This window comes from Duganella aquatilis, assembly GCF_009674565.1.
GTDB classification, from domain to species: Bacteria; Pseudomonadota; Gammaproteobacteria; order Burkholderiales; family Burkholderiaceae_D; genus Rugamonas; species Rugamonas aquatilis.
Window position 1 is genome coordinate 229,286 of sequence record NZ_WKJL01000002.1, and the last position, 26,831, is coordinate 256,116.

A 26,831-nucleotide genomic window follows, 5' to 3' on the forward strand; every position below is an offset into this window, starting at 1 on the left:
ATAGCTTAGCTGATTACTGCGCGCCTTGCTTGAGCATCAGTTTGTGCAGCATGTCGATTTCTTCCGCGTTCAGGTCGGTCAGCGGTGCACGCACCGGACCGGCATCGTAGCCCGCCAGTTTGGCGCCGGCCTTGACGATCGACACGGCGTAACCGGCTTTGCGGTTGCGGATGTCCAGGTATGGCAGGAAGAACTCGTCGATCATGCGGTTCTGTTCGGCGTGGTTGTCCGACGCGACAGCGTGGTAGAAGTCCATCGCCAGTTTCGGCATGAAGTTGAACACGGCCGACGAGTACACCGGGGTGCCCAGCGCCTTGTAGGCGGCAGCGTACACTTCCGCGGTTGGCAGGCCGCCCAGGTAGCTGAAGCGGTCGCCCATTTTGCGCCAGATCGAGACCATCAGTTCGATGTCGCCGATGCCGTCCTTGAAGCCGATCAGGTTAGGGCAACGGTCGGCCAGGATCGCCAGCGAGTTCGGGCTCAGGCGGCAGTTGGCGCGGTTGTACACCACGACGCCCAGGTTGGTGGCTTTGCAGACTTCTGCCACGTGTTCGATCAGGCCGTCCTGCGACGCTTCGGTCAGGTAGTGCGGCAGCAGCAGCAGGCCTTGCGCGCCGGCTTTCTCGGCTTCCTTGGCGTAGGCGGCAGCCACGCGGGTCGGACCACCGACGCCAGCCAGGATCGGCACCTGGCCTTTGCAGGTATCGACGGCGGTCTTGATGATTTCCGGATATTCCTGTGGGGTCAGCGAGAAGAACTCGCCGGTGCCGCCGGCGGCGAACAGCGCACTGGCGCCGTAAGGGGCCAGCCATTCCAGACGTTTGATATAGGTCGACTTGTTGAAGTTGCCTTCAGCGTCAAAGTCGGTAACCGGGAACGACAGCAGGCCGGAGGAAAGGATTTTTTTCAGGTCATTCGGTTGCATTACAGTCTCCAAATATTAACGTCTGGGTGAAATGGGTGAGGACGCTCTTGCGCCGTGTTGTATGACATCGTACAACTAGATCCGGTTGGAAGCAAGCGATTTAACGTCAAGCGTCAAATCGCCTGCCCTGTCGTTGTTTAAACGCTCACCTCTTGCTGGGCGCGGCGCAGGCGCTCGCGGCTGTTGCTGAGGTGGGTGCGCATGGCCGCGCGCGCCGCTTCCGCGTCCTTGCGCAGGATGGCGTTGTAGATATCGTCGTGCTCGCGGTTGACGCGCTCCTGGTAGGCCACCGGATCGTCATGCGCCAGCTGCGCCGAATCGAGGCGCGCGCGCGGGATGATGGTGTTGCCCAGGTCGCTGAGGATGTCGACGAAATAGCGGTTGCCGGTGGCCTGCGCGATCAGCAGGTGGAAGGCCTTGTCCGACTCCACCGCGCCGGGGCGGTTCTGCGACGACACGATGCGCTTGAGCGCCGCGTCCATCGCCTGCACCTGCTCTTCGCTGCGGCGGCTGGCGGCCAGCCAGGCAGCTTCCGTTTCCAGGCTGATGCGCAGCTCCAGGATGGACAGCACGTCGCCGATGGTGCGGATGGTGTCGGCGGCAAAGATATTGGTCGGCTGCGGCTCCAGCACGAAGGTGCCGATGCCGTGGCGGGTCTGCACCAGGCCGGCGGCCTGCAGGTGCGAGATGGCCTCGCGCACCACGGTGCGGCTGACACCGTGCATTTCCATGATGACGGACTCGGTCGGCAGCTTTTCACCCGGTTTCAGCGTGCCGGCCTGGATGCTGCTGGTGAAGCTCTCCACCACGCCTTGGGCGAGGTTGCGGTGCTTCTTCTTCGGCACGAGGGCGGGCGCTGCGGCGGCAGCGGGGACAGTTGCGGTCTGATTCATGGCGGTTTGCTGTTGTATGACGACTATAAGGATACACGTATTGGTGCAGGGATTATATCTACAACATCATTTTTGCCACAAATTGTGTGCTTACACCAGCAGCGCCGCGCTCATCGAGGCGGCCTCGTCGGCCGATTCGCGCAGAATCTGGTCGAGCAAGGCGTTGTCGTCGACAAAGCCGGACAGCGACGGGCTGTCCTCGGCGGCGGCCAGCGGCGAGCGCACCGGCGCCAGGCGCTTGGCGATCAGCAGCGTATCGCGCAGGCCCAGCGGCGGCGGCGTCAGCGTGGCGCCGCGCAGCGAGACGATGGCCTGGCTGACCGGTTCAGGAATATTCATTTTCTTCATCATCTCGCGCGAGATGATTTCCTGCGCCGCGCCCATCCACTCCACCGAGTCGTCCAGCAGGCCGGGAATCTCGTCGGCGCGCGACAGCAGGTAAAAGCCGCCCGCCTCGTGGACGATGCCGGCGAACAGCGCGGTATCCGGATCGGACGAGGTCAGCTTGCGGCCGATGACATGGGCCAGCGCCGCCACGTGCGCCGTGTGGCGCCACAGCTGGTCGGCCTGCGCGCGCAGTTGCACATCGCGGATGCGGGCGCCGAACTGGCGCACCACCATTGCCGCCGCCATGGTGTACAGGTTGCGGTAGCCGACGCGCTGCACCGCCGCCCGCACGCTGGTGACCGGCGTGCCGCTGCGGTTGAACACCGCCGCATTGGCCAGCGCCACGGTGCGCGCGGCCAGCATCGGCTCGCCCAGCACCTTGCGGATCACGTCGTCCATCTCGCAATCCGGATCGGCGAGCGCCAGCTGCAGGCGCAGCGCCGCGTTCACGCTGGTCGGAAAAACCAGTTCGCCGCGCGCCGCCTGCGCGAGAATCTGCGAGAAGTCTTTAAGTTTTACCATGGAAACATTATAGCCCTTAACGCGCCGAGCCCCTTGCAACTTGCTCGCCAGCGTTGCTGCCCAACCGCAGCGCATCGGCCAGGCCCAGCAGGCTGACCAGCGCCACCAGCAGGAAGGCCAGCCGGTAATCGATGGCGGCCCAGCCGCCGATGCCCAGCTGCTGCGCGCTCCAGTGTCCCAGCCGCACGCCGCTGGCGCCCAGCGCCACGCCGAGGCCGAGCGCGACCTGGAAGGCGGTGCTGAACAAGGTGTTGGCGGCCGCCATGCGCTGCTGCGGCACATCGGCGAAGGCGATGGTGTTGAGCGCGCTGAACTGCATCGAGCGCGTCAGGCCGCCGACGAACAGCACGGCGGCGATCAGCCACACCGGCGTCGCCGGCGTCAGCAAGGCGCAGGCGGCCAGCGAGGCAACGTTGGCCAGGCCGTTGACCAGGATCACCGGCTTGAAGCCGAAGCGGCGCAGGATCGGCGTGGTGGCCGGCTTCATCATCAGGTTGCCGGCGAACACCGCGATTACCAGCAGACCGGAGTGGAAGGCGTCCAGTCCGAAGCCCAGCTGGAACATCAGCGGCAGCAGGAACGGTACGGCGCCGATCGCCATGCGGAACAGCGAGCCGCCGAGGATGGTGATGGAAAACGTCGGTATCGCCAGCGACGACAGATCGATCAGCGGGTGCGCGGCACGCTTCAGGTGCCAGCCCAGCGCCGCCAGCAGCAGCGCGCCAATCAGCAGGCAGGCGCCCGCCTCGCTCCAGTCCGGGTTCTGGCCGCCGATCACTTCCGCGCCCCAGGTCAGCAGCAGCAAGGCGCTGCCGCTGAGCAGGAAGCCGGGCCAGTCGAACGGCCTCGGCGCGGCCGCGCGCTTGCCGGGAATCAGCCACCACGCCAGCGCCAGCGCGATCACGCCCAGCGGCAGGTTCAGGTAAAAAATCCAGCGCCACGACGCATAGCTGGTGATGAAGCCGCCCACCGGCGGTCCCAGCACCGGCGCCACCAGCGCCGGCCAGGTCAGTGTGGCGATCACCGCGATCAGCCTGTCCTTCGGCGTGTTGTTCAGCACCACCAGGCGGCCGACCGGCACCATCATCGCGCCGCCCGCGCCTTGCAGCACGCGCAGCCAGACGAATTCGCCGAGGCTGTCGGCCATGCCGCACAACACCGACGCCAGCGTGAAGATCGCCAAGGCCATCGCAAACACGCGGCGCGCGCCATAGCGCTCGGCCACCCAGCCGCTGATCGGAATAAATACGCCCAGGGTCAGCAGGTAGGCGCTGACGCCGATGTTGAGCGCCAGCGGCGCCACGCCGAACGAGCGCGCGATGTCCGGCACCGCCGTGGTGATCACGGTGCCGTCCAAATTCTCCATGAAGAACGCGCCGGCCACCAGCAAGGCGATCCACTTGCTGTTCACCGCCGTGCCCACTGTCCCGCTTTGCATACGCCGTCCCTGCCGTCATTGGTTCAACGCGACATTCTGCCGCATCGCCGTCATTCCCGCACGCATGCTTGCAAAACGCTAGCTTTGGTTCATTCATGCAAGTGTGTTGGAAGCGCCACGAATTTTGCGAACACTCGTGCCATTTCCTCAAGACTGCTATAGAGTCGAACTACCGAGCACAACCAAAAACATCGGAGACAAACCACATGAAGAGAACTACCGCATCCGCAGCGTGCATGACCGCGCTCGCCCTGTTCGCCGGCCACGCCGCCGCCCAATCCTCAGTCACCATGTACGGCACCATCGATGTCGGCATCGACCGTATCGACAAAAGCCAGGGCAATGTACAGGGAACGGTATTTGGCGTCAGCGGCGCCACGCCCGTCCCCAACAGCATCGCCGCGCCGTCGAGCGTGACGACGCGCCTCAGCCCGTCGCACACGCGCCAGAGCAATATCGGTTTCAAGGGGGTGGAAGACCTGGGCGGCGGCTACCGCGGCCTGTTCGTGCTGGAGGGCGGCATCACCGCCGACAACGGCGGCCTCGCCAACGACAACCGCCTGTTCGGCCGCCAGGCCTATGTGGGCCTGACCACGCCGGTCGGCGAAGTCAAGCTGGGCCGCCAGGCCAGCCCGATGCTGATCGCCTACTACCTGGTGACGCCGGAAGCGCTGGGCAGCACCGACTTCTTCGGCGCCGGCCTGGTGGTCAACACCGTGCAGACCTGGCAGGACAACCAGATCAGCTACGCCATCAAGAAAGGCCCCATCACGGCCATCCTGTCGTACGCCACCAATGCCGGCATCGGCAGCGGCATCAGCGCGGCGCGCTCGACCGCCACCGCCTCGACGCCGGTGGCCACCGGCACCACCGGCCAGATCGTCGGCGGCCTGACGGCCGGCGCGGAAACCGCCAGCGGCCGCGGCAAGGCTGCCGGCGCCATGCTGGCCTACCGCACCGACGACCTGGTGGCGCTGGCGTCCTACCACCGCAACAACTTCGACAACGTGCCGATCGGTGTGGTGTCGGGCACCACGCTGGTGCCGCTGTTCATCGGCGAGAAGTTCACCTCCTACATGGGCGCGGTGAAATACACCTTCCCCGGCATCGGCACCTCGCTCGCCATCGGCGGCCACGAAGCCAAGTTCGACCTGCGCGGCGCCACCGATCCGAAAGTGCGCACCTGGACCGCGACGCTCAAGCATCCGGTCGGCGCTTTCGACCTCAGCGTGATCCTGCTCGATACGCGCTTCACCAACTACACAGAGGGCAAGGACCGCGGCCTGATGTTCGGCGCCGACTACAACTTCTCCAAGCGCACCGCGATTTACTCGCGCTTCGGCGGCATCAAGGATACGCGCGGCAAGACCGTGGTCAGCAGCGCCACGCCGCTGCCGCTGGCTGGCGGCCCGGGCGCGATCCTGATCCCGCTGGGCACGCAGGAAGTGCCGCTGTTCTCCGGCGCCGGCCAGAACATCGACGCCCGCACCACCATGGTCAGCCTCGGCATCCGCCACTCGTTCTAAAACAAACCGGGGTCAGTGCCGACATTCGGACATTTCGCTTGCGAAATGTCCGAATGTCGGCACTGACCCCGGTTTTAGAAATTACAGGTGGGTGGCGATCTGCGGCAGCAGGTCGTCGAACGTGCGGCCGTTGCCGTTTTCGCCGATGGCGTGCATCTTCCATTCGCCGTTGTGGCGATACAGCTTGGCCATGATCTGCGCCGAGTGCGGTCCCTGCACCGACAAATTGAACCGCGCCACTTCCTTGCCGCCGGCCGCGTCGACCAGGCGGCAATAGGCGTTCTCCACCTGCGAGAAAGTTTGACCGGTGAAGCTGTTCACCGTGAACACCAGGCTCTTGATGTGCGGCGGTACGGCGTTCAGGTCGACATTGATCTGTTCATCGTCGCCATCGCCGGCGCCGGTGCGGTTGTCGCCGGTGTGGACGATGCTGCCGTCCTTGCTCTTCAGCTGGCGGAAGAAGATCACGTCCACCGGACGGTGGCCTTCGTCGAACATCACGCACGATGCGTCGAGGTCCACCGCTTCGGTCTTGGAACCGAAGCCGAGGAAGCCCTTGCTCTTGATGGCGTCCCAGCCCAGGCCCATGGTCACGCGGCCCAATGCGCCGCCGGCTTCCTTCTCCAGAGAGATCTTCTGGCCCTTGCTCAAATTGACTGACATAGTTACTCCTTGAATTTTACGAGGCCGACTGACGCGTCAGCCAGGCTTGCAGCGATCCGCTGTTGCGCGAGCAGATCAAAATCTTGCCCTTGCCCGAGAAGCGCAGCACCAGGCCTTCCCCGCTGGTCTGGCTGTTCACCAGATTGCTGAGGAAGCCGCTGTTACCGCCCGTGGTCACCGAGATTTCGTAGCGCAGCGCGCTGTCCCATGCCACCACGTGCGCATTGTCGATGATGACGTCGCGCCCCGGCTCCACCTCCAGCTGCGAGATCGAACCGAAGCCCGACACCACGGCCTGGCCGACGCCGCTGGTTTCGGTGATGAAGAAACCGCCGCTGCCGGCGAACAGCGCGTTGCCCAGGCTTTGCGTGCGCACCTTCAGTTCCACGCCGGAAGTGGCGGCGACAAACGCGCCGTCGCTCAGCATGTACTGCTGGTTGCCGAGATCCAGCGTCTGCATCGCGCCGGGCAAGGTTGGCGACAGCAGGCAATCGCCGTCGCCGCGCACCGCCTCGATGTGCTGCTGGAAGAAGGACTCGCCGTTGGCGAAGCGCCGCATCAGTGCCGCGCCGATGCCGCCGGTGATCTTGCCCTTCAGGTCAAGCGCCGCTTCCATCATCACCATGGCGCCCGATTCGCAGTAGATTTTTTCTCCCTGGCGCAGCGATACATGCAGAAATGGATCGACGTCACCGGTGATCGTAAATACAGGCATGATTGCGAGTCCTTTCAGATAAAGTTAAACGCCTACGCCGAACGAGCCGGCCAGCGGACCGAGGCCGCCTTTGAAGCCCTGGCCGACGGCCTTGAACTTCCAGTCGGCGCCGTTGCGATACACCTCGCCGAAGATCATGGCCGACTCGGTCGAGCCGTCTTCCGACAGGTCGTAGCGGGCGATTTCGGCATTGCTGCCGGCGTTCACCGTGCGGATGAAAGCCTTCTGCACCTGGCCGAAGTTCTGGCGGCGGGCGTCGCCTTCATGGATCGTGACGCAGATGGCGATGCGCTCGACATCGGACGGCACCTTGGTCAGGTCGATGGTGACGGTTTCGTCGTCGCCATCGCCGGCGCCGGTGCGGTTGTCGCCCGAGTGCAGCACCGACTGGTCGGTCGACTTCAGGTTGTTGTAGAAGATGAAGTCGCTGTCGTTGCGCACCTTGCCGTCGGCTTTCAACAGGAAGGCCGAGCCGTCCAGGTCGAACTGATTGCCGTCGGTGGAACGCACGTCCCAGCCCAGGCCGACCGTGATCTTGGTCAGGCCGGGCGCTTCTTTGCTCAGGTTGACGTTGCCGCCTTTTTGCAGACTGATTGCCATTTGTGATACTCCTTAATGAGAACCGGACTTGGGGTACTGCAAGGCGGCGGGCCGTGTCCGTAATAAACGGCCCGCCGTATTCTTTACGCCGTGACGGCGAGTGTCTTGGCCTGCTGGCGACGGTGGCGTACCGAGGACCATACCGAGGCGCCGATGAAGGCCACGCCTATCAGGCCGGTGAAGATTTCAGGCACATGGAACTTCATGCTGGCCAACATGATCGCGGCCAGGATGCCGATCGCATAATGGGCGCCGTGCTCCAGGTACACGAACTGGTCGAGCGTGCCTTTCTTCACCAGGTAAATCGTCATCGAGCGGACAAACATCGCGCCGATCGCCAGGCCCAGCATGATGATCACGACGTCGGTGGTGATGGCGAACGCGCCGATCACGCCGTCGAAGCTGAACGATGCATCCAGCACTTCCAGGTACAGGAAGCCGCCGATACCGCCCTTCTTGACCATGTCGCCGACGTTGCCGCCTTCTTCTTCCTTCTCCAGCAGGCTGCTGATGCCGTCGACAAAGACGTAGATCAGGATGCCCCACAGGCCGGACATCAGCACCACCATCTTCTGCGCTTCAGCCACCAGGCCCATGCAGGCCATCAGCACGCCGATGGAAATCATCACCGAGATGGATGAGACCTTGCCCAGCGTGCCGAGTTTCTTCTCGAAGTTGCCCAGCCAGTGCGTTTCCTTTTCCGAATCGAGCAGGAAGTTCAGGAACACCAGCAGCAGGAACATGCCGCCGAACGCCGCCACTTCAGCGTGGTGATTGGTCAGGTGCATCGAGTAGGTCTGCGGGTCGTTCAGCGCCAGCGTCCACACATCCATGATGCCGATGTCGGCCGCCACCGCGACGATCACCAGCGGGAACAACAGCCGCATACCGAACACGGCGACGATGATGCCGACGCCGAGGAACAGCTTCTGCCAGTACTCGTTCCAGTTCTTCAGCACCGAGGCGTTGACCACGGCGTTATCGAAGGACAGCGACACTTCCATCGCCGCCAGGATCAGCGCGATACCGAAGGCGGACAGCGCGCCGCTCCACCCTGCCAGGGAGTAGCCCCACCAGCCTGCCACCGCAAGGCAGACAAAGCTGACGAGGAAGGAAATTCTGAAGTGCTTCATCGTTTTCTCTCGTGGTTATTTAATCGATGGACGCAGTGTAAAGAAAACCGACGGTTTGAAAAATAGAAGATAATTGAAGTATTACTTCGTAAAAACCGAACCATGAAAAATAGCGGATTGAATTTCAGACACTTGTATTTCTTCTGGATGGTGGCCAAGGAAGGCGGCGTCACGCGCGCCGCCGAGCGCCTGGGACTGGCGGTGCAGACCATCAGCATGCAGCTGGCGTCGCTGGAACAATCGATCGGCAAGCAGTTGCTGGAGCCGCAGGGACGGCGCCTGGTGCCGACCGAGGCGGGCAAGCTGGCCCTCAGTTATTGCGAGCAGATCTTCCTGCTGGGCGACCAGTTGCAGGACGCGCTGGAGGAAGCGGAAAACGACAAGATGCGCCTGACGGTCGGCATCTCCGACTCGCTGCCCAAGCTGATCGCCTTCCGCCTGCTGCAGGCCACGCAGCAGATGGACACGCGCGTGCACCTGGTGTGCATGGAGGATGAATTCGAAAACCTGCTGGCCGACCTGGCGCTGGGCAAGCTGGACGTGGTGCTGACCGACCGCACCGTGCGCGCCGGCGGCAGCCTGAAAGTGTTCAGCCACCTGCTGGGCGAAAGCGACATGAAACTGTTCGGCGTGCCCAGACTGGCGCGCAAGTACCGCCGCGACTTCCCGGCCAGCCTGCACGGCGCGCCGCTGCTGGTTCCCACGCGCAACAACGCGCTGCGCGGCCGCATCGACGCCTGGCTGGTCGAGCACAAGGTGCGGCCGCAGATTGTTGCGGAGTTCGAGGACAACGCCATGCTCAACACCTTTGGCCGCAACGGCCTGGGCCTGTTCTTCGCGCCGTCGGCCCTGGCGCAGGACATCGAAGACCAGTTCGGCGCCGTGCTGGTCGGCGACGCGCCGGAACTGCGCGAACACTTCTACGCCATCTCCAACGCCCGCAAGATCACGCACCCGGCAATCGAAGCCATCCTCGGCGCCGTCCATCGCGGCCTGTTCGCTTAATCCGGGGTCAGTTCTGCCAATCGCACACGAGCCCTGCCGTAAGCGGCTGCTACGGCAGGGCTCGTGTGCGATTGGCAGAACTGACCCCGGAGGTTTCAATTAGGAAATAACGGAATTTGCGCTGTGCAAACGCGCAGTCGTTTAAGATGGAGGTTTCAACAACGTAAATTGCCGCTCGGCCCCTATGCAAAACTTCCTGCTTGTCGTTCTCGCCATCTTCCTGGTTGCTTTGAACGGTTTCTTCGTCGCTGCCGAATTCGGCATCGTCACTCTGCGAAAAACGCGCGTTCGCGCGATCGCCAAGACCAAGGGAATACAGGGGCGCATCCTCGGCAAGGTTCACGGCGAGCTGGACGCTTATCTGTCCGCCTGCCAGCTCGGCATCACGCTGGCCTCGCTGGGCCTGGGCTGGGTCGGCGAGCCCGCCTTCGCCGGCCTGCTGGAGCCGTTGCTGACCTTCATCGGCATCACCTCGCCCGAACTGGTGCACGGCATCGCCTTCGTGTTCGCGTTCGGCGTGATCTCCTTCCTGCACATCGTGGTCGGCGAACTGGCGCCGAAATCGCTGGCGATCCGCATGCCGGAAGTGGTCGGCCTGTGGAGCGCGATTCCGCTGTACGGCTTCTACTGGGCCATGTACCCGTTCATCTGGGTGCTGAACGCCAGCGCCAACATGGTGCTGGGCCTGGCCGGCCTGTCCGGCAAGGGCGGCCACGACAGCCACTATTCGGTCGATGAACTGAAGCTGATCCTGCGCACCAGCCAGCCGGGCGAAAAATTCAACCAGGACGAGCGCAACATCCTGGCGCACTCGCTGGACTTCAGCGACCTGGCCGTGTCCGACCTGATGCGTCCGATCAACGAGGTGATCAGCCTGCACGCCACCCGCTCGCTGAAGGACAACCTGGACACCATGCTGCGCAACCGCTTCAGCCGCTATCCCTACTACGACAAGGACGGCGACACCGTGCTCGGCGTGGTGCACCTGAAAGACCTGTTCTTCGCCATGCAGTCCGGCCGCCAGGTCACCGACCTGGTGCCCTTCCTGCGTCCGGTGGAGACGATTTCCGCCCGTACCGCGGCGCTGGAACAGTTCCGCCGCTTCCGCGACGGCGCGCCGCACTTCGCCCTGATCGGCGAAAAGGGCAAGCGCCCGGTCGGCTTCATCACGCTGGACAATCTGCTGGGTGCGATGGTCGGCGAGATCCACGACGAATTCCGCCTCAACGAGAACGACTGGCTCAAGCAGCCGGACGGCACGCTGATCGGCAAGGCCAGCCTGCCGATCTTCTCGCTGGAGCGCACGCTGGGCATCGACATCGAAAATGAGGAACTGGGCCTGGAAGAGGTAGAATCCGTGGGCGGCCTGCTGATGCTGAAGCTGGGCGATATCCCGAAACAGGGACAGCGCATCAGTTTCCGCCATTTCGACATCGTCGCCAAGAAAATGAACGGCCCGCGTATCCTGCTGGTGAAAGTCATTCCCAAGGATGACACCGAGGACAACGCCGACCAGGACTGATAAAGGCGCCCCCAAGTGGCGCCAGGGGGAGACCATGCTAGCCAGGCTTATCCTGTGTGCCGCGCTGCTGTGCCTGACGGGCACGGCCAGCGCGTACGGCGACTGCGGCCACCTGCGCAGCGCCTTCTACGAATATGGCGCGCTCTACTACAAGGCAGCCGACGGCAGCTGGACCGGCATCGACAAGGATGTGGTCGACGAAGTGGCGCGCCGCATGGGCTGCACTATCGAACCAAGCACCGACTCCCGCGTGCGCATCTGGGCCGGCATGAACGGCGGCAACATCGACATGTCGGTGTCGACCGTCGCCACGCCGGAGCGCGAAAAGTTCGGCCGCGTGATTCCCTATCTGTCCGAACGCAACTACGTGCTGCTGCACCAGAACGTGCCCGCCGAGGTGCGCAGCATCGACGACTTCACGGCCGACCACGGCCTGCGCATCGGCGTCATCAAATCCTTCCGTCACGGTAAATTCTACGATGCCTGGCTGACGCAGCTGCGCGCGCAGGGCCGCGTCTACGAGGCAGCCGACTACCCTGCCCTGCTGCGCCTGTTCAAGGTGGGACGGGTGCAGGCGATGATGTCGATCAGCTCCGGCTGGTATCCGCTGAAACAGGAAAAACCGCCGACGCCGCTGCGGGTAATGGACTGGGCGCCGCCCAAGGACGGCGTGATCGGCGGCCTGATCCTGTCGCGCCAGCACGTCGACGAGGCGACGGCGGAACGCTTCAGCCAGACCATCCGCGCCATGCGCGAGGACGGCACGCTGAAGCGCATCTTCGAGCGCCACCTGAACGCCGAGCTGGCGGCCCGGCTGCTGAATTACTGAGGCTGGCTTTCCAGCTGGTGGCCGGTCCAGTTGCGCAGCAGGCCCAGGCCCACCGCCAGCAAGGTCGGGCCGATGAACAGGCCGACGAAGCCGAACGCCAGCACGCCGCCCATCACGCCCAGCAGCACCAGGATGAACGGCAGGCTGCTGCCGCGCGAGATCAGCACCGGCTTGACCACGTTGTCGACGCCGCTGATGACGAACATGCCCCAGATGAACATGAAGATGGCCCAGCCGGTGTCGCCCTGGTTGAACAGCCAGATGGTGGCGCCGCCCCAGATCAGCGGCGGCCCGACCGGTATCAGCGAGAACAGGAAGGTCGCGACCGACATCAGCGCCACCGCCGGCACGCCGGCGATCAAAAAGCCGATGGCGGCCACCACCGCCTGCGCCAGCGCGGTGCCGAGGATGCCGTACATCACGCCACGCACGGTGCGGCTGACGGTATCGGCCACGGTGATGCTTTGTTCGCCGATCAGCTTGTCCATGCCGGTGGCCAGCGCCTGCACGATGGCCTGGCCGTCGCGGTACAGGAAGAAGCTGACGAACACCGCCAGGCTGACCTGCGCCACGCCCGAGCCCAGCACCATGCCGCCGCCGAGCAGCAGGCGGCGGCCGGGTTCCAGCAGGTTCTTGGCGACGTTCAGCAGTTCTTCGCGACTGTGCAGCAGCTTGCGCAGATAGCTGTCGACCATTTCGCCGACCAGCGGGACGTCCTTCAACCACAACGGCGGGTCCAGCGTGCCGCTGTCGAGGTTGGCCTTGATCTGGTCGTAGTAGGAGGAGGCGTTATCGGCGATGTTCCAGGTCACCAGCGTCAGCGGCACGATGATCAGCAGCGTCAGGCCGATGCTCATCACCAGCGCGGCGATGGTGCGGCGCTGCTTCAGGCGCGCCAGCAGGCGCAGGTACAGCGGCCAGCTGGAGATGCTGATGGCGGCGGCAAACAATATCGCCGCCAGGAAGGGCCGCAGCACGGCCAGGCAGCCGATCACCAGCAGGATGACGGCGGCCAGGCGGGTGAAGGGCTGGAAGCGTTGTTGCATACGCTCTCCGGGGATCAGGACAACAGCAGTTTCAGGTCATGCACGGTGAAGCTGGCAGGCTGGCCCGGACGCAGCAGCAGGCGGATCTTGCCCTGCTTGTCGAACACGTAGCTGGCGGCGGTGTGGTCCATCGAGTAGCTGCCTGGCGTGGTGCCTGGCACCTTGTTGTACATCACCTTGAATTCCTTGCCGACGGCGGCGGTCTGCTCCGGCGTGCCATACAGGCCGAGGAAGCGCTTGTCGAAGGCCGGCACGTATTCGGACAGCAGCTTCTGCGTATCGCGCTCAGGATCGATGGTGACGAACAGCACCTGCACCTGGTCGGCCTGCGGACCGAGCTGCTTCATCACCTCGGACATTTCAGCCATGGTGGTCGGGCACACGTCCGGGCACTGGGTGTAGCCGAAGAACATGATCACCGCCTTGCCCTTGAAGTCCGCCATGGTGCGCGGCTTGCCGTTGTGGTCGGTCAGCGCGAAGTCCCTGGCGAACGAAGCGCCGGTCAGATCGGTACTCTGAAACGCCACCTTCGGCGCCTCCGCCTTCTTCTCGCCGCAACCGGCCAGCAGGGAAACAGCGATCAAAGCAAAGGCGAGAACTTTTTTCATCGAGATAGGTCTTTCAGTTGAACTGGGTCTGCTGAGGCAGGTCTAACAGCATGATACCGCGCATGGAGGCCATCATGAATGAAAGCGACGCTAAAGAAAAGATTCGTACCGCAATCAATGATTCCGAATACCTGTGGCATGGCCGCCAAGGAAGCAGTCTCCACGGAGCCCCCTCAAAAAGAGCCTTGAAGGAGCTGCGTTGCGTTAGATTTTGATGTAGTGATCGACCAGCAGGGCCAGGAACAGCAGGCCGAGGTAGATGATGGACCAGGTGAAGGCTTTGCGGGCGATCAGGTCGGTGTAGTGGCGGTAGATTTTCCACGAGTGACGCAGGAACATGGCGTTCAGGATGATGGCGCTGAGCAGGTAGATCAGGCCGCTCATCTGCACCGCGTACGGCAGCAGCGTCGTCGCCGCCAGCGCGATCGAGTACAGCCAGACGTGGAATTGGGTGAATTTCATGCCGTGCGTGACCGGCAGCATCGGCAGCCCGGAACGCGCGTAGTCGTCGCGGCGGTACAGCGCCAGCGCCCAGAAATGCGGCGGCGTCCAGACAAAGATGATCATCACCAGCAGCCACGCCTCCATCGGCACGTCGTTTGCCACCGCCGCCCAGCCCAGCGCCGGCGGCATCGCGCCCGACAGGCCGCCGATGACGATGTTCTGCGGCGTCGCCGGCTTCAGAATCATGGTGTAGATGATGGCGTAACCAAGGAAGGTGACGAAGGTCAGCCACATGGTCAGCGGATTGACCAGGGTATTCAGCACCCACATGCCGGCGCCGCCGATCACCAGCGCAAAGATCACCGTCTGCGTGACGCTGATGTCGCCCAGCGCCATCGGCCGGCGCGCGGTGCGTGCCATGCGCGCGTCGATCTCGCGCTCGGCCAGGCAGTTGACCGCAAACGCCGCCCCCGTCAGCAGCCAGATGCCGACCGTTGCGTACAGCACCAGATGCCAATCCGGCAAACCTTCCGAGGTGCCAAGGAACATGCCGATGACGGCACAGAACACCGCCATCATGGTGACGCGCGGTTTGGTCAGCGCCCAGAATTGCGAGGCGCGGCTCTGATGTTTGATGGTTACGGTTTGCGTGGTCATGAGTGCAACTTTTTCAATGCCGTACCGTCGACGAGGGAGGATGCGCGGCGCCCGAGGCTGCCTTTTTAGCAATGTCGTACTGGTACTTAGCCTTGTAGTTTAACATGGTCAGCAACAGGACGAGCAGCGCCGCCCCGGCGTTGTGCAGAACCGCGATGGTCAGCGGGAAGCTCAGGTAGATGGTGGCCACGCCGGTAACGATCTGCGCCGCCAGCGCCAGGGCGATGTTGCGGGCGGTTTTATGCAGTACGTCATGGCCCCAGGCGCGCCATGCGGCATAGCCTGCCACCAGTGCGACGATGATGCCGAAGTTGCGATGCACCCAGTGGATCGCCGTCAGCGCCGAAAACGGCAGGTAGTGGCCGGCGGCCGTCTTGCCCAGCTCGCGCCACAGCGTGAAGCCGTGTTCGAAGTCCATGTCAGGAATCACCTTGCCGCCGCACAGCGGGAAGTCGGTACAGGCCAGCGTGGCGTAGTTGGTGCTGGTCCAGCCGCCCAGCGCCAGCTGCACCAGCAGCAGCGCGGCGGCCACGCCGGCCAGGATGCGGATGTTGCGCATGGCCGGCGGCGAGGCGCTGACCACCGTGCGCGGCGCATGCAGATGGTTCTGGCGGCCGCCGTACCACACCAGCATCGACAGCAGGCCCAGGCCCAGCAACAGGTGGATGGTAACGATCACCGGCTGCAGCTTCAACGTCACGGTCCAGGCGCCGAACGCGCCCTGCAGGCAGACGAAGAAGAACAGCGCGGTCGGCATCCACGGCGCGTATTCGGCGCGCCTGGTCTTGCGCCACTGATACCAGGACTGCGCCATCATCGCCACGATCAGCACGCCGATGGTCATCGCCAGGTAGCGGTGGATCATCTCGATCCAGGCCTTGACCACGGTCACCGGCCCGGTCGGCATCAGCGCCTCGGCGGCGACGATCTGCGCATGCGCCAGGAAGGGATTGGCGGCGCCGTAGCAGCCCGGCCAGTCCGGGCAGCCGAGGCCGGAGTCGGTCAGGCGCGTAAAGGCGCCGAACACGATCAGGTCGAACGTCAGGAACACACTGACCCACACCAGCTTGCGGTACTTGTTGGCGTCCGACGAGGTCCAGACGATGGTGGCCGGCAGCAGCGCGATCATCAGCGCCGTAATCGCCATTTGTGCAAGAGTGAGATGCATACGTTTAACCTATGGCCGAAGCCTTCAACAATTTCGCGATGTCCTTGTGGACCCGCTTGACCTTCTCCACATCGCTCGACACCGCGCCTTTCGGGAAGCGCATCATCAGATTGCCCAGCGGGTCGATCAGGTACACATGCTCGGACGCCTGGTCCGCCACGCCCGCCTCCAGCGGCAGCCACTTCTCCACCACGCCGGCCGGCGCGCGCAGCATGCGGGTGCCGTCGTTCACGCGCAGCAGCATGGTTTCCAGCGGCTGCGCGTCGGTGATCAGCCACACGCGCTCGATGCGCTCCATCTCCTTGCCCTGCATGGTGCGCAGCTGGCGCATGGCGAACAGCTGGTCCTGGCACGTCTGCTGGCAGTCGGACGGACCGACTTTCAACATGATCCACTTGCCCTTGTAATCCTCCAGGCTGGCCGGCTTGCCGTCCAGCGTGGTGCTGGCCATGGCTGGAATCGGATACGCGCGCGGATCGATCAGCGCGCCGTAATTGGTTTCCCCGCCCTTCGGCTTGATCACGTAGTACGTGAAGTATGACGCAATCAGCGGCGCCGCGCACACCGCCAGCACCAGCAACAGCTTCCAGCGGCCGCGATTATTTGGTTTTTCCACGTCTGAATCCATTCACTGCAAAAAAGATAACCGCCATCGCCGACAGTGCGTACCACTGGAAGGCATAGCCCTGATGTTTTTCCACGCCCAGCGACGGCGCCGGCCAGTCGCGCACCATCTGCGCGTCGTCGCCAGACGGCTGCGCCGGCGCGGCCTGCTCCAGCACGAACGGCTGCATGGTCAGGCCGCTGTCCCTGGCCAGCTGCAAGGGATCGGCGTTCTGCACGATGGCGCTGGGCGCCAGCGGCTGCGCGCTGCCCAGCTCCATCACATGGCCGGCGTTCAGCCGCGCCACGCCCTGCAGCGTGACCGTGCCGGCCGGCGTGGCGTAGACCGGCAGCTTGTCGCGCACAGCCGGATCGCGCGGCAGCCAGCCACGCGCCACCAGCACGTGCATGTTCGATCCCGCTATTTTAAACGGCATCAGCAAATAGAATCCGGCCCGGCCCTGGTATGGGCGGTTGTCCAGGTAGACCGGCCAGTTGCGCACGAATTCGCCGGTGACGGTGATGCGGCGCCAGGCCACCGCGTCGGCGGCTTGCGGCGCGCCGTCCAGCACCAGCGGCGCGGCGGCGGCGCCGTCGGCCAGCCGGCCTTGCAGGGCGATTTTTTCGGCGGCGCGGCGCTCCTGCCAGTTGCCGAGCTGTAGGCCCAACGCCACGACCAGCACGGTGGCAACGAAAGGAATCAATTTAAAGCGGAACACCATTACAATGGAACCTCGATCAAATCGCCACCCACAAATGAGATGAAAATTGCTGTCGCCATCGCCTTCATCCTGATCCTCGGCAGCCTGGGTTCAGCGCTGTTCTTTCTGATGCGCGACAAGGGCCGCAGCAACAACACTGTGCGCGCGCTGGCGGTGCGGGTGGCGCTGTCGATCACGCTGTTCCTGCTGATCCTGCTGGCCTACAAGCTGGGCTATATCCAGCCCAAGGGCATCCGCATGGGATAAAAAAAAGCCGCACCGGAGTGCGGCTTGTCGGCTTGCGCCATTATAGCCAATACACGACCACGTAAAGTCCCAGCCAGACCACGTCGACAAAGTGCCAGTACCAGGCCGCGCCTTCGAAGGCGAAGTGGTTGTCCGGCGTGAAATGTCCCTTCAGCACGCGGTACAGCACCACCGACAGCATGATCGCCCCCATGGTCACGTGGAAGCCGTGGAAGCCGGTCAGCATGAAGAAGGTCGAGCCGTAGATGCCCGAGGTCAGCTTCAGGTTCAGCTCGGTGTACGCGTGGTGGTACTCGTAGGCCTGGAAGCCCATGAACACCGCGCCCAGCACAATCGTGGCAAACAGCCAGAGCGCCGTCTGCGCGCGATGGCCGGCGCGCAGCGCATGGTGGGCGATGGTCAGCGTCACGCCCGAGGTCAGCAGCAAGGCGGTGTTGATGGTCGGGATAGGGAACGGGCCCATGGTGCGGAATTCTTCCACCGTGCCGGCCGGCGTGGCGCCGCCCCAGTGCGGCGCGTAGTCCGGCCAGATGAACTTGTGGTCCAGGTCGCCCAGCCACGGCATCGAGATGGTGCGCGCATAGAACAGCGCGCCGAAGAAGGCGCCGAAGAACATCACCTCGGAGAAGATGAACCAGCTCATCGACCAGCGGTAGGAATGGTCGATGCGCTGGCTGTACAAGCCGCCCTCGGATTCCTTGATGGCGTCGCCAAACCAGAAGTACAGCACGGTGATGGTGCCGAGGATGCCGATCAGGTTGGCGGCCGGCCCCCACGACGCGTCATTGACCCACGCCGACGCGCCGATCATGGTCACCAGCATGCTCAGGCCCGCCAGCAGCGGCCAACGGGACGGTCCCGGCACGAAATAATACGGCGCGGCCCCACCGTGTGAACTTGTTGAACTCATCTTCATCTCCCCCTCACTTATTTAGCTACTACGAATTTGACGATTGTTATCAGTACGCCGATGAACACCGCCACCGCCAGCAGCGCCGCGATGATGATGTGGACCGGATTCAAGCCCTGCTGGTCCTCGTCGAAGTCGCGCTTGCGGCGCAGCCCCACGAACGACCACAGCACGGCCTTCAGCGAATACAGGAAGCCGGGCTGCTTGTCCATCAGTTGGCCGCCGTCTTGACCAGACCGCCGCCCACCTCGAAGAAGGTGTACGACAGCGTGATGGTCTTCACCTCCCTTGGCAGCTTGGGATCGATGTAGAACACCACCGGCATCTGGCGCGCCTCGTTCGGCTTCAGCGTCTGCTGCTTGAAGCAGAAGCACTCCACTTTCATGAAAAACGGCGTCGCGTTCTGCGGCGCGTAACTCGGGATCGCCTGCGCGTTCATCTCGCGCGGCTGGGTGTTGACCACTTCATACAGCACCGTGTTCAGCTCGCCCGGATGCACGCTCATGCTGGCCTGCGTCGGCCGGAAGCGCCACGGTCCCTGGGCATTGCCGTCGAACTCGATGGTGACGTTGCGCGTCTTGTCCACCTGCGTGTTCTGGTCGTAGGCCGCCGTGCCGTCTTTCTGCGTCAGCACATTGATGCCCAGCGCTTCGCAGATCTGGCGGTAGAACGGATTGAGCGCATAGGCAAAGCCGAACATCACCGCGGCGATGACGATCAGCTTGCCCAGCAGCTTTTTGTTCTCGGTCATCTCAGCTCAGCCAGATGCGCTTGACGAACACCGAGGCGAAGAAGAACGCCGCCAGGCCGAACAGGATCAAGGCGGTGCGCAGATTGTTCGGTTTCTTTTGGCCGTTCATGGTTATTTGAACTCTGGCGGCGTTTCGAAGGTGTGGAACGGCGCCGGCGACGGCACGGTCCACTCCAGGCCTTCCGCGCCTTCCCATGGCTTGGCTTCCGCCTTCTTGCCGCCGCGAATGGTCGGCAGGATCACGAAGAACAGGAAGAACACCTGCGACAGGCCGAAGCCGAAGGCGCCGATGGTGGCCACCATGTTGAAGTCGGTGAACTGCGCCGAGTAGTCGGCGTAGCGGCGCGGCATGCCGGCCAGGCCCAGGAAGTGCATCGGGAAGAAGGTGACGTTGAAGGTGATCAGCGACAGCCAGAAGTGGGTCTTGCCCATGGTCTCGTTGTACATGTGGCCGGTCCATTTCGGCGACCAGTAGTAGAAGCCGGCGAACAGCGCGAACAGCGAGCCGGCCACCAGCACGTAGTGGAAGTGCGCCACCACGTAGTAGGTGTCCTGCAGCTGGATGTCGATCGGCGTTACCGCCAGGATCAGGCCGGTGAAGCCGCCGATGGTGAACACGAAGATGAAGCCGACCGCGAACAGCATCGGCGTCTCGAACGTCATCGAGCCGCGCCACATGGTGGCGATCCAGTTGAATACCTTCACGCCGGTCGGCACCGCGATCAGCATGGTGGCGTACATGAAGAACAGCTGCGAGGTCACCGGCATGCCGGTGGTGAACATGTGGTGGGCCCAGACGATGAACGACAGGATCGCGATCGACGCCGTGGCGTACACCATCGAGGCGTAGCCGAACAGCTGCTTGCGGGCAAACGCCGGCAGGATCTGCGAGACGATGCCGAACGCCGGCAGAATCATGATGTACACCTCGGGGTGGCCGAAGAACCAGAAGATGTGCTGGTACATGACCGGGTCGCCGCCGGCGGCCGCGTTGAAGAACGAGGTGCCGAAGTGGCGGTCGGTCAGCGTCATGGTGATGGCGCCTGCCAGCACCGGCATCACGGCGATCAGCAGGTAGGCGGTGATCAGCCAGGTCCAGCAGAACATCGGCATCTTCATCAGCGTCATGCCGGGCGCGCGCATGTTGAGGATGGTGACGATGATGTTGATCGAACCCATGATCGACGAGGCGCCCATCAGGTGCATCGCGAAGATGGCCATGTCCATGCCGGGACCCATCTGGGTCGACAGCGGCGCATACAGCGTCCAGCCGGCGGCGGTGGCGCCGCCTGGCGCCAGGAACGAGGTGGCCAGCAGGATGGCAGCCGGCGGCAGCAGCCAGAACGAGAAGTTGTTCATGCGCGCGAACGCCATGTCCGACGCGCCGATCTGCAGCGGGATCATCCAGTTGGCGAAGCCGACGAAGGCCGGCATGATGGCGCCGAACACCATCACCAGGCCGTGCATGGTGGTCAGCTGGTTGAAGAATTCAGGCTGGAAGAATTGCAGGCCGGGCTTGAACAGCTCGGTACGTATCATCAGCGCCAGCACGCCGCCGGACAGCAGCATGATGAACGAGAACCACAGGTACAGCGTACCGATATCCTTGTGGTTGGTCGCGAACAGCCAGCGCGCCGGACCATGTGGATGGTCGTGCGCGTGATCGTGGGCGTGATCATGATCGTGGCCGTGATCCAAAGTAGTTGTGCTCATCTGTAACGCTCCTGATTACTTACGTGCAGCCACAACTTCGGCTGGTTGAACGATGTTTTCCTCAGCCTTGTTCGTCCAGCTATTGCGGGTGTAAGTAATGACAGCCGCGATATCCGTATCCGACAATTGCTTCCAAGAAGGCATTTCGACGGGATATTTCCCGCTCTTCTTACCGTGCAGCAGCACGTTGATTTGTTCGGCTTTCGGGCCGGTGACCACCGGCGAACCGTCCAGCGCCGGGTAGGTGGCCGGCATGCCGCGGCCGTTGGCCTGGTGGCAGGCCACGCAGTTGGTGCTGTAGACTTTTTCGCCCTTGGTTTTCAGCTCGTCGATGGTCCAGGTCTTGGTTGGATCGTCGGCCAGCGCGGCCATTTCCTTCTTCTTGCCGTCGACCCAGACTTTATAGTCGGCGTCCGACACCACGCGCACCACGATTGGCATGAAAGCGTGCTCCTTGCCGCACAGTTCCGAGCAGTAGCCGCGGAAGATGCCGGTGTGCTCGGCCTTGAACCAGGTGTCGCGCACGAAGCCGGGAATCGCATCCTGCTTGACGGCGAAGGCCGGGATCGACCACGAGTGGATGACGTCGTTGGCGGTGGTGATCAGGCGGATCTTGCGGTGCACCGGCACCACCACTTCGTTATCGACTTCCATCAGGTAGTTGTCGCCGCGTTTCTCGGTCGGCTCGAAGCCCGGCGCCCCCACTTGCGCGCGCGGCGTCGACAGGTTGGACAGGAAGGAAATGCCCTCGCCCTCGCCTTTCAGGTAGTCGTAGCCCCACTTCCACTGCATGCCGGTGACCTTGATGGTGATGTCGGCGTTGGAGGTGTCCTTCATGCCGACCACGGTGCGGGTGGCGGGCAACGCCATGCCGATCACGATCAGGAACGGCACGATGGTCCAGGCCACTTCGACCGCGGTCGATTCGTGGAAGGTTGCCGGCTTGTGGCCCAGCGATTTGCGGTGCTTGAAGATCGAATAGAACATCACGCCGAACACAGCGATGAAGATGACCAGGCAGACGCCCATCATCCAGTTGTGCAGGCTGTAGACTTCGGTGGCGATTTGGGTGGCGGGAGGCTGCAGTGTCAATTCGCCGGCGACGGGGCCGCCGGTGCCGCCCGTCGCGGCGTTGTAGGTACCTGTTGCGGTGTCAGCTGCCCACGCTGGCACACCGGCTGCCAGCATGGCCAGCCCGAGCATCAACGCTTGAAGTCGCTTCGCATATGTCATGTTTTCCCCAACTGCCCAAGAAATTAAAATATTTTTTTAACGTCTTTCCGGCTGATCGGTAAACTGAACCGGCGACGCTCCTTAAACAACCGCGCATCGTGGGATGCGCACTTCTGCTTAATGCAACTGCTCGTTCGTGCTCGATGTAACCTGTGTTTGCCATGGTGGCAAAGTTAGTGATTGATTATATAGAACAAAAACGTAGCACATCAAGCAATAAACTATCTCGCGGCCTTATTGTTGCCAAGCAGCTTTACGCCGCATGGCAACATACAATCCGCCTCAGCCCGGCTTACGCGGCGGCTCGAAACGAATAATCGCTTCGCCTTTGGAAGTCACCTTGGGCGCCGGGCGGAAGGCGTGACCGTAGATAACTTCGAAGGTCAGGCCCAGTTTGCCGTCGGCGCGGCGACCGCGCTCCAGGGTGTCCAGCATGCGTTGCCAGGCCTGCTTGCCCATCATGCTGCGACGCAATGTGGTGAGCGGATTGCCGCCCAGCGCGCGCACGTCAGCCAACAACGCTTGTGGCGTATCGTAGGTCACGGTGATAGTTTCCATGTCCAGCACCGGGGTCGAAAACCCCACTTCGACCAGTTGATCGCCGAAATCGTGCATGTCGACGAAGGGCAGCACGTGCGGCGCCAGGTCGGCTTCGGCAAAAGCGGTGCGCAGCTCACGCAGCGAATCCGGGCCGAAGCAGGAAAACATCAACAGACTGTTCACGCGCAGCACGCGGCGCCACTCGGCAAACACGCGGTCCGGCTGCGGATGCCAGTGCAGCGCCAGGTTGGACCAGACCAGGTCCAGCGAATTCGGTCCCAGCGGCAACTCGGAAAAATCGCCGCATACCAGGTCGAGGCCGCTCTTCGACGGCAGCAGCTTGCTCAGCAGCTGGTTCAGCGAGGATTGCCGGGCGGCCGGGCCTTGCGCGGCGCGCAGCATCGCTTCGGAAGCGTCCAGCCCGAGAATCTGGGCGGCGGGATACGATTTTTGCAACAAAGGCAGATCGGCGCCGGTGCCGGTGCCGGCGTCCAAAACGCGCGAAGGCGCTATTTTAATCAATTCCAGCCGATCAAACATGCGCGAAGATACTTCTCGGCGCAGAAAATCGGCCGGCGCGATACGTTCCGGGCGGGAAAACAGGCGGCGCACGCGTTCCAGGTCGATCGGCGCGCTGAGTTTGGGGGGATTGGCGGGGACTTGCATGATGATAGGTCGTTGTAATGCGATAATGTCGGCAGTGTACATGGTTGGACGCTATCGCGACGACGCCCGGTCAGGTTTTCGACGGCGGAGCGTGGCATGAATGACAAGAAACGGGCGGCGCGACAGCGCGATGGCGACGGACGGGTGCGCAGCTACCACGCGCCGCTCAGCGCCCTGCTGCGGCGCTGGGGCGGCATGTTGCTGCATCGTCTGCTGCCCGGCGCCTGCGCCCTGTGCGGCGGCGACAGCTACCACGCCCTGTGCGCCGGCTGCGCCGCGCAATTCTTCGGCCCCGCCGCCGCCATCGCCCGCTGCCACGTCTGCGCCAATCCGCTGGACGGCCACGCGCTCCCGGCCCGCGATGCCGCGCGGCAAGGCACCGCACTGCTGTGCGGCGTCTGCCAGGCGCACCCACCGGCCTTCGACCGCACGCTGGTCGCGGCCGATTACGCCATGCCGGTCGACCAGCTGGTGCTGCAACTGAAATTCGGCCACCGTCTGGCGCTGGCCCCGTTGTGCGCCCGGCTGCTGCGCGACAGCGTGCTGTCCCAGCCGGACTTCACGCTGCCCGCCCTGCTCTGCCCGGTGCCGCTGGGACCGCGCAGGCTGGCCGAACGCGGCTACAATCAGGCCCTGGAAATTGCCCGGCCGCTGGCAAGCAGCCTGGGCATCGCCCTGCACGCGCAACTGGCGGTCCGCCTGCGCGAGACGGCCGCCCAGAGCAGCATCGCGCCCGATCGCCGCCAGCAGAACATCGCCGGCGCCTTCGCCGTGCCGGACGCCGCCCTGGTGGCAGGCCGCCACATCGGCGTCGTCGACGACGTCATGACCAGCGGCCGCACGCTGAACGAACTGGCGGCCACATTGAAACGCCACGGCGCCGCGCGCGTGAGCAACCTGGTGTTTGCCCGCACGCCGCCGCATTGAAGATTGAAGAAGAAAGAGGAAAGCATGTTCCACGTCGTCCTGGTCCACCCAGAAATTCCGCCGAACACCGGCAACGTCATCCGCCTGTGCGCCAACACCGGCGCCCAGCTGCACCTGATCGAGCCGCTGGGCTTCCCGCTGGAAGACTCCAAGCTCAAGCGCGCCGGCCTGGACTACCACGAGTACGCCCGCATGAAAGTGCACAAGGACTGGGCCGCCTTCCTGGCCGAGGTGCAGCCGGACGCCAGCCGCATGTTCGCCATGACCACCCACGGCAGCGCGCCGTTCGGGCAAGCCAGCTTCCAGCCCGGCGACGTGTTCGTGTTCGGCTCGGAGACGGCCGGCCTGCCGGTGGAACTGCGCGAAAGCTTCCCCACAGCCCAGCGCATCCGCCTGCCGATGCGTCCGGACAACCGCAGCATGAACCTGTCCAACACCGTCGCCGTGGTGGTGTTCGAAGCCTGGCGCCAGAACGGCTACGCCGGCGGCGCCTGAAATCCGGGGTCAGTTCTGCCAATCGCACACAAGCCCAGCCGTAGCGGCCGCTACGGCTGGGCTTGTGTGCGATTGGCAGAACTGACCCCGGATGCATGCAGCCACACTGAACCGGCCACGCCGGCGATCAGCAGCACGATCGCCGCCAGCTCCAGCGGACGCGGCGCCTGGTGCTGGTACAGAAAACCGTACAGCAGGCCGAACAGGGTTTCAAACAGCAGCAGTTGGCCCGACAAGGTCACCGGCACGCGCTGGCTGGCGAGATTCCACAACTGGTTGCCGATCACCGAAGCACCCAAGGCGACGATGGTCACCACGCTCCAGAAACGCAGCCAGTCGCGCGGCACGCCGCCACCGGCCCAGCCGCAGCCATAGGCCGCCACGCCCAGCGCCAGCGCCACCACGCCGGTGCTGATGCCGTACAGGCCGGCCCACTCGGCGCCGCTGAAGCGCGGATTACTTTTCAGGAAGCGCGCATTGTCGACCGCGAACCAGGTCCAGCACAGCAGCGCGCCGAACGCGCACAGCATGCCCAGCGCCACCATCGGCCACGGCTGCGCCGCCCGCTGCGCATGCGTGAACACATCCACGTTGATGCAGGCGATGCCGGCCACCACCAGCGCCAGCGGCCATGCCAGCTGACGCAGCGGCAAGGCGCCATGATCGCGCCGCCCCAGCAAGGTCACGCTCAACGGCAGCAGGCCGATCACCAGCGAGGCCGCCGCCACGCCCGCCAGCTGCACGCCGGTTGACAGCAGCAGGTAATAGACAATATTCCCCGCCAGCGCATGCCGCAGCAGTACCACGCAATCCGCGCGCGTAACCCGGCGCAGCAGCCCGTTCAGGCGCGGCAGCAACAGCAGCAGGGTGATCAGCCCGTAGGCCAGGTAGCGCCCCAGCGCCAGCTCCATCGGCGAGAATTCCGCCAGCCAGCGCGGCATCACAAAAATCATGCCCCAGAAGGCTCCGGCCGCCAGGCCGCACGCAACGCCATACCACATACGCAATCTCCTTTTCGAGACGCATTGTGGCGGCGCGCGGCCGGCAGGGATTGTCTGAGGCTAGCGGATTTTTGTCTGGTTCTGCTTACGGTAGGCCAGCGGCGTGATGTCCATGTCGCGGCGCATGGCGTGCGTCAGCGCGCTCTGGTCGGCGTAACCGGCCAGCGTGGCCAGCTGCGCGATCGGCAGCGACGATTCCACCAGCTGGCGGCAGACGAAGCGCAGGCGCATCGCGTTCAGCCAGGCTTGCGGCGTGGTGTCCAGTTCTTCGCGGAACACGCGGTGCAGGTTGCTCACGCTCATGCAGGCCAACCTGGCCATGCTGTCGGTGGTCCAGGGCTGGCCGGGCGCCGCCTCGAAGCGCGTCAACACTGCTTGCAGGCGCGAGGCCGGGCGTGGCGGCTGGCAGGTCAATGCTTCCAGCAGCAAGGGTGTCCAGTTGGCCAGCACGCCGGCGCTGGCCGCGCCTTGCGCATGCATCACGCCCATGAAATCGATCAGCTTGCCGGCGGCGGCGCCGATCGGCGCATACGTCCGCTCGGCCAGACGGCCCGCCGTTTCCTGCGGCACGCCGGCCAGGTCGAAATCCAGGATCAGCGACTGGTTCGGCTCGCGCGAAAACTGCGTGTGCACCAGCCCCGGCGCGATGAAGGCGGCGCGCAACGGATGGACCACGTCGCCAGCGCCGTTGATGTCCAGCGTCAGCTTGCCCTTGAGCGGCAACACCATCTGGGCGAAGTCGTGCGCGTCCGAGAACGGAGCGGCGTAACTGCGCACATCGATTTCAGTGAGGGTCAGGGCTGGCATGCCATCAGTGTAATACAGTTCCCACGCGATGTTAGCGCCTGCGCCAAAGACGGATAGCCACCCTGTCTCACTTTGATTGAAATACAACCTTATCCGGAAAAAATCTTTTCCTGCATTGACGCAACAATGTCATCTA

General features: G+C 63.7%; 30 protein-coding genes. 7 read left to right on the plus strand and 23 right to left on the minus strand.

Translation table 11 applies throughout. The annotated features are described in order from the left end of the window. Positions 1-13: 13 nt before the first annotated feature. From kdgD to GJ698_RS05415, 4 genes are all read right to left on the minus strand, one after another. The gene (kdgD, locus tag GJ698_RS05400) at positions 14-925 is read right to left on the minus strand and encodes a 5-dehydro-4-deoxyglucarate dehydratase (protein WP_154356579.1); all 912 of its coding nucleotides are present in this window, start codon (positions 923-925) and stop codon (positions 14-16) included. Between the two features lie 137 nt (positions 926-1,062). After that, entirely contained in the window at positions 1,063-1,818 is a 756-nt protein-coding gene (locus tag GJ698_RS05405; protein WP_154356580.1) for a FadR/GntR family transcriptional regulator, read from the minus strand. Positions 1,819-1,908: 90 nt separating this feature from the next. Continuing rightward, entirely contained in the window at positions 1,909-2,727 is an 819-nt protein-coding gene (locus GJ698_RS05410) for an HDOD domain-containing protein (RefSeq protein WP_154356581.1), read from the minus strand. A 16-nt stretch (positions 2,728-2,743) separates the two neighbouring features. Beyond that, positions 2,744-4,165: an MFS transporter gene (locus GJ698_RS05415; protein WP_154356582.1), complete on the minus strand. Its 1,422-nt coding sequence runs from the start codon at positions 4,163-4,165 to the stop codon at positions 2,744-2,746. 206 nt (positions 4,166-4,371) lie between these two features. On the opposite strand from GJ698_RS05415, the gene GJ698_RS05420 reads away from it, so the two are divergent. After that, positions 4,372-5,691: a porin gene (locus tag GJ698_RS05420; protein ID WP_154356583.1), complete on the plus strand. Its 1,320-nt coding sequence runs from the start codon at positions 4,372-4,374 to the stop codon at positions 5,689-5,691. 81 nt (positions 5,692-5,772) lie between these two features. Here GJ698_RS05420 and GJ698_RS05425 read toward each other — a convergent pair whose 3' ends face one another. The 4 genes from GJ698_RS05425 to GJ698_RS05440 form a co-directional block, all read right to left on the minus strand. Then, positions 5,773-6,354, minus strand: coding sequence for a TerD family protein (locus GJ698_RS05425; RefSeq protein ID WP_154356584.1), 582 nt, complete (start codon positions 6,352-6,354; stop codon positions 5,773-5,775). A gap of 16 nt (positions 6,355-6,370) precedes the next feature. Continuing rightward, a complete protein-coding gene (locus GJ698_RS05430; RefSeq protein WP_154356585.1) occupies positions 6,371-7,069 on the minus strand; it encodes a TIGR00266 family protein in 699 nt (232 codons plus the stop codon). A gap of 24 nt (positions 7,070-7,093) precedes the next feature. After that, a complete protein-coding gene (locus GJ698_RS05435) occupies positions 7,094-7,669 on the minus strand; it encodes a TerD family protein (RefSeq protein WP_154356586.1) in 576 nt (191 codons plus the stop codon). Between the two features lie 83 nt (positions 7,670-7,752). Beyond that, positions 7,753-8,802, minus strand: a complete 1,050-nt coding sequence (locus tag GJ698_RS05440) for a DUF475 domain-containing protein (RefSeq protein ID WP_154356587.1) — start codon at positions 8,800-8,802, stop codon at positions 7,753-7,755. Positions 8,803-8,904: 102 nt separating this feature from the next. Between GJ698_RS05440 and nhaR the strand changes: the two genes are divergently transcribed. From nhaR to GJ698_RS05455, 3 genes are all read left to right on the plus strand, one after another. Continuing rightward, complete coding sequence (nhaR, locus tag GJ698_RS05445) at positions 8,905-9,807, plus strand: transcriptional activator NhaR (protein WP_154356588.1); 903 nt, start codon at positions 8,905-8,907, stop codon at positions 9,805-9,807. Between the two features lie 184 nt (positions 9,808-9,991). Beyond that, the gene (locus GJ698_RS05450) at positions 9,992-11,329 is read left to right on the plus strand and encodes a hemolysin family protein (RefSeq protein WP_154356589.1); all 1,338 of its coding nucleotides are present in this window, start codon (positions 9,992-9,994) and stop codon (positions 11,327-11,329) included. A gap of 34 nt (positions 11,330-11,363) precedes the next feature. Further along, the gene (locus tag GJ698_RS05455) at positions 11,364-12,158 is read left to right on the plus strand and encodes a substrate-binding periplasmic protein (RefSeq protein ID WP_154356590.1); all 795 of its coding nucleotides are present in this window, start codon (positions 11,364-11,366) and stop codon (positions 12,156-12,158) included. Here the strand turns inward: GJ698_RS05455 and GJ698_RS05460 are convergent. The 6 genes from GJ698_RS05460 to GJ698_RS05485 form a co-directional block, all read right to left on the minus strand. Then, entirely contained in the window at positions 12,152-13,204 is a 1,053-nt protein-coding gene (locus tag GJ698_RS05460; protein ID WP_154356591.1) for an AI-2E family transporter, read from the minus strand. The two genes, GJ698_RS05455 and GJ698_RS05460, sit on opposite strands and share 7 nt — an antisense overlap. Positions 13,205-13,218: 14 nt before the next feature. Then, on the minus strand, positions 13,219-13,812 hold the full coding sequence (locus GJ698_RS05465) for an SCO family protein (RefSeq protein WP_154356592.1): 594 nt from the start codon (positions 13,810-13,812) through the stop codon (positions 13,219-13,221). Positions 13,813-14,016: 204 nt separating this feature from the next. After that, positions 14,017-14,913, minus strand: a complete 897-nt coding sequence (gene cyoE, locus GJ698_RS05470) for a heme o synthase (protein WP_154356593.1) — start codon at positions 14,911-14,913, stop codon at positions 14,017-14,019. A 13-nt stretch (positions 14,914-14,926) separates the two neighbouring features. After that, positions 14,927-16,081, minus strand: a complete 1,155-nt coding sequence (locus tag GJ698_RS05475) for a COX15/CtaA family protein (RefSeq protein WP_166454807.1) — start codon at positions 16,079-16,081, stop codon at positions 14,927-14,929. 4 nt (positions 16,082-16,085) lie between these two features. Beyond that, the gene (locus tag GJ698_RS05480; RefSeq protein ID WP_154356594.1) at positions 16,086-16,709 is read right to left on the minus strand and encodes an SCO family protein; all 624 of its coding nucleotides are present in this window, start codon (positions 16,707-16,709) and stop codon (positions 16,086-16,088) included. Beyond that, the gene (locus tag GJ698_RS05485; RefSeq protein ID WP_371865154.1) at positions 16,681-17,412 is read right to left on the minus strand and encodes an SURF1 family protein; all 732 of its coding nucleotides are present in this window, start codon (positions 17,410-17,412) and stop codon (positions 16,681-16,683) included. The genes GJ698_RS05480 and GJ698_RS05485 overlap by 29 nt, the downstream gene beginning before the upstream one ends. Before the next feature lie 33 nt (positions 17,413-17,445). On the opposite strand from GJ698_RS05485, the gene GJ698_RS05490 reads away from it, so the two are divergent. Next, positions 17,446-17,652: a twin transmembrane helix small protein gene (locus GJ698_RS05490; protein WP_154356596.1), complete on the plus strand. Its 207-nt coding sequence runs from the start codon at positions 17,446-17,448 to the stop codon at positions 17,650-17,652. A gap of 40 nt (positions 17,653-17,692) precedes the next feature. Here GJ698_RS05490 and GJ698_RS05495 read toward each other — a convergent pair whose 3' ends face one another. From GJ698_RS05495 to GJ698_RS05520, 7 genes are all read right to left on the minus strand, one after another. Then, the gene (locus GJ698_RS05495; RefSeq protein WP_154356597.1) at positions 17,693-18,562 is read right to left on the minus strand and encodes a cytochrome c oxidase subunit 3; all 870 of its coding nucleotides are present in this window, start codon (positions 18,560-18,562) and stop codon (positions 17,693-17,695) included. 17 nt (positions 18,563-18,579) lie between these two features. Beyond that, a complete protein-coding gene (locus GJ698_RS05500; RefSeq protein ID WP_154356598.1) occupies positions 18,580-18,774 on the minus strand; it encodes a DUF2970 domain-containing protein in 195 nt (64 codons plus the stop codon). Then, positions 18,774-19,313 (minus strand): cytochrome c oxidase assembly protein, encoded by a 540-nt coding sequence (locus tag GJ698_RS05505; RefSeq protein WP_154356599.1) that lies wholly within the window; start codon positions 19,311-19,313, stop codon positions 18,774-18,776. The genes GJ698_RS05500 and GJ698_RS05505 overlap by 1 nt, the downstream gene beginning before the upstream one ends. A gap of 1 nt (position 19,314) precedes the next feature. Continuing rightward, positions 19,315-19,422: a cytochrome oxidase small assembly protein gene (locus tag GJ698_RS30790; RefSeq protein WP_217363440.1), complete on the minus strand. Its 108-nt coding sequence runs from the start codon at positions 19,420-19,422 to the stop codon at positions 19,315-19,317. 2 nt (positions 19,423-19,424) lie between these two features. Then, positions 19,425-21,026 carry a cytochrome c oxidase subunit I gene (gene ctaD / locus GJ698_RS05510; RefSeq protein ID WP_154356600.1) on the minus strand — a complete coding sequence of 534 codons (1,602 nt, stop codon included), beginning with the start codon at positions 21,024-21,026 and terminating at the stop codon, positions 19,425-19,427. 15 nt (positions 21,027-21,041) lie between these two features. Beyond that, the gene (gene coxB, locus GJ698_RS05515; protein ID WP_154356601.1) at positions 21,042-22,259 is read right to left on the minus strand and encodes a cytochrome c oxidase subunit II; all 1,218 of its coding nucleotides are present in this window, start codon (positions 22,257-22,259) and stop codon (positions 21,042-21,044) included. Between the two features lie 282 nt (positions 22,260-22,541). Continuing rightward, on the minus strand, positions 22,542-23,465 hold the full coding sequence (locus GJ698_RS05520; protein WP_154356602.1) for a methyltransferase domain-containing protein: 924 nt from the start codon (positions 23,463-23,465) through the stop codon (positions 22,542-22,544). Between the two features lie 195 nt (positions 23,466-23,660). On the opposite strand from GJ698_RS05520, the gene GJ698_RS05525 reads away from it, so the two are divergent. Continuing rightward, positions 23,661-24,392, plus strand: a complete 732-nt coding sequence (locus GJ698_RS05525; RefSeq protein ID WP_166454812.1) for a ComF family protein — start codon at positions 23,661-23,663, stop codon at positions 24,390-24,392. Positions 24,393-24,416: 24 nt separating this feature from the next. Further along, positions 24,417-24,887 carry a tRNA (uridine(34)/cytosine(34)/5-carboxymethylaminomethyluridine(34)-2'-O)-methyltransferase TrmL gene (gene trmL / locus GJ698_RS05530; protein WP_154356604.1) on the plus strand — a complete coding sequence of 157 codons (471 nt, stop codon included), beginning with the start codon at positions 24,417-24,419 and terminating at the stop codon, positions 24,885-24,887. A gap of 50 nt (positions 24,888-24,937) precedes the next feature. On the opposite strand, the gene GJ698_RS05535 is transcribed toward trmL, so the two are convergent. Both GJ698_RS05535 and GJ698_RS05540 read right to left on the minus strand, forming a co-directional pair. Then, complete coding sequence (locus GJ698_RS05535; RefSeq protein WP_154356605.1) at positions 24,938-25,888, minus strand: DMT family transporter; 951 nt, start codon at positions 25,886-25,888, stop codon at positions 24,938-24,940. A 60-nt stretch (positions 25,889-25,948) separates the two neighbouring features. Next, positions 25,949-26,695 carry a helix-turn-helix domain-containing protein gene (locus tag GJ698_RS05540; protein ID WP_154356606.1) on the minus strand — a complete coding sequence of 249 codons (747 nt, stop codon included), beginning with the start codon at positions 26,693-26,695 and terminating at the stop codon, positions 25,949-25,951. Positions 26,696-26,831: the final 136 nt, after the last annotated feature.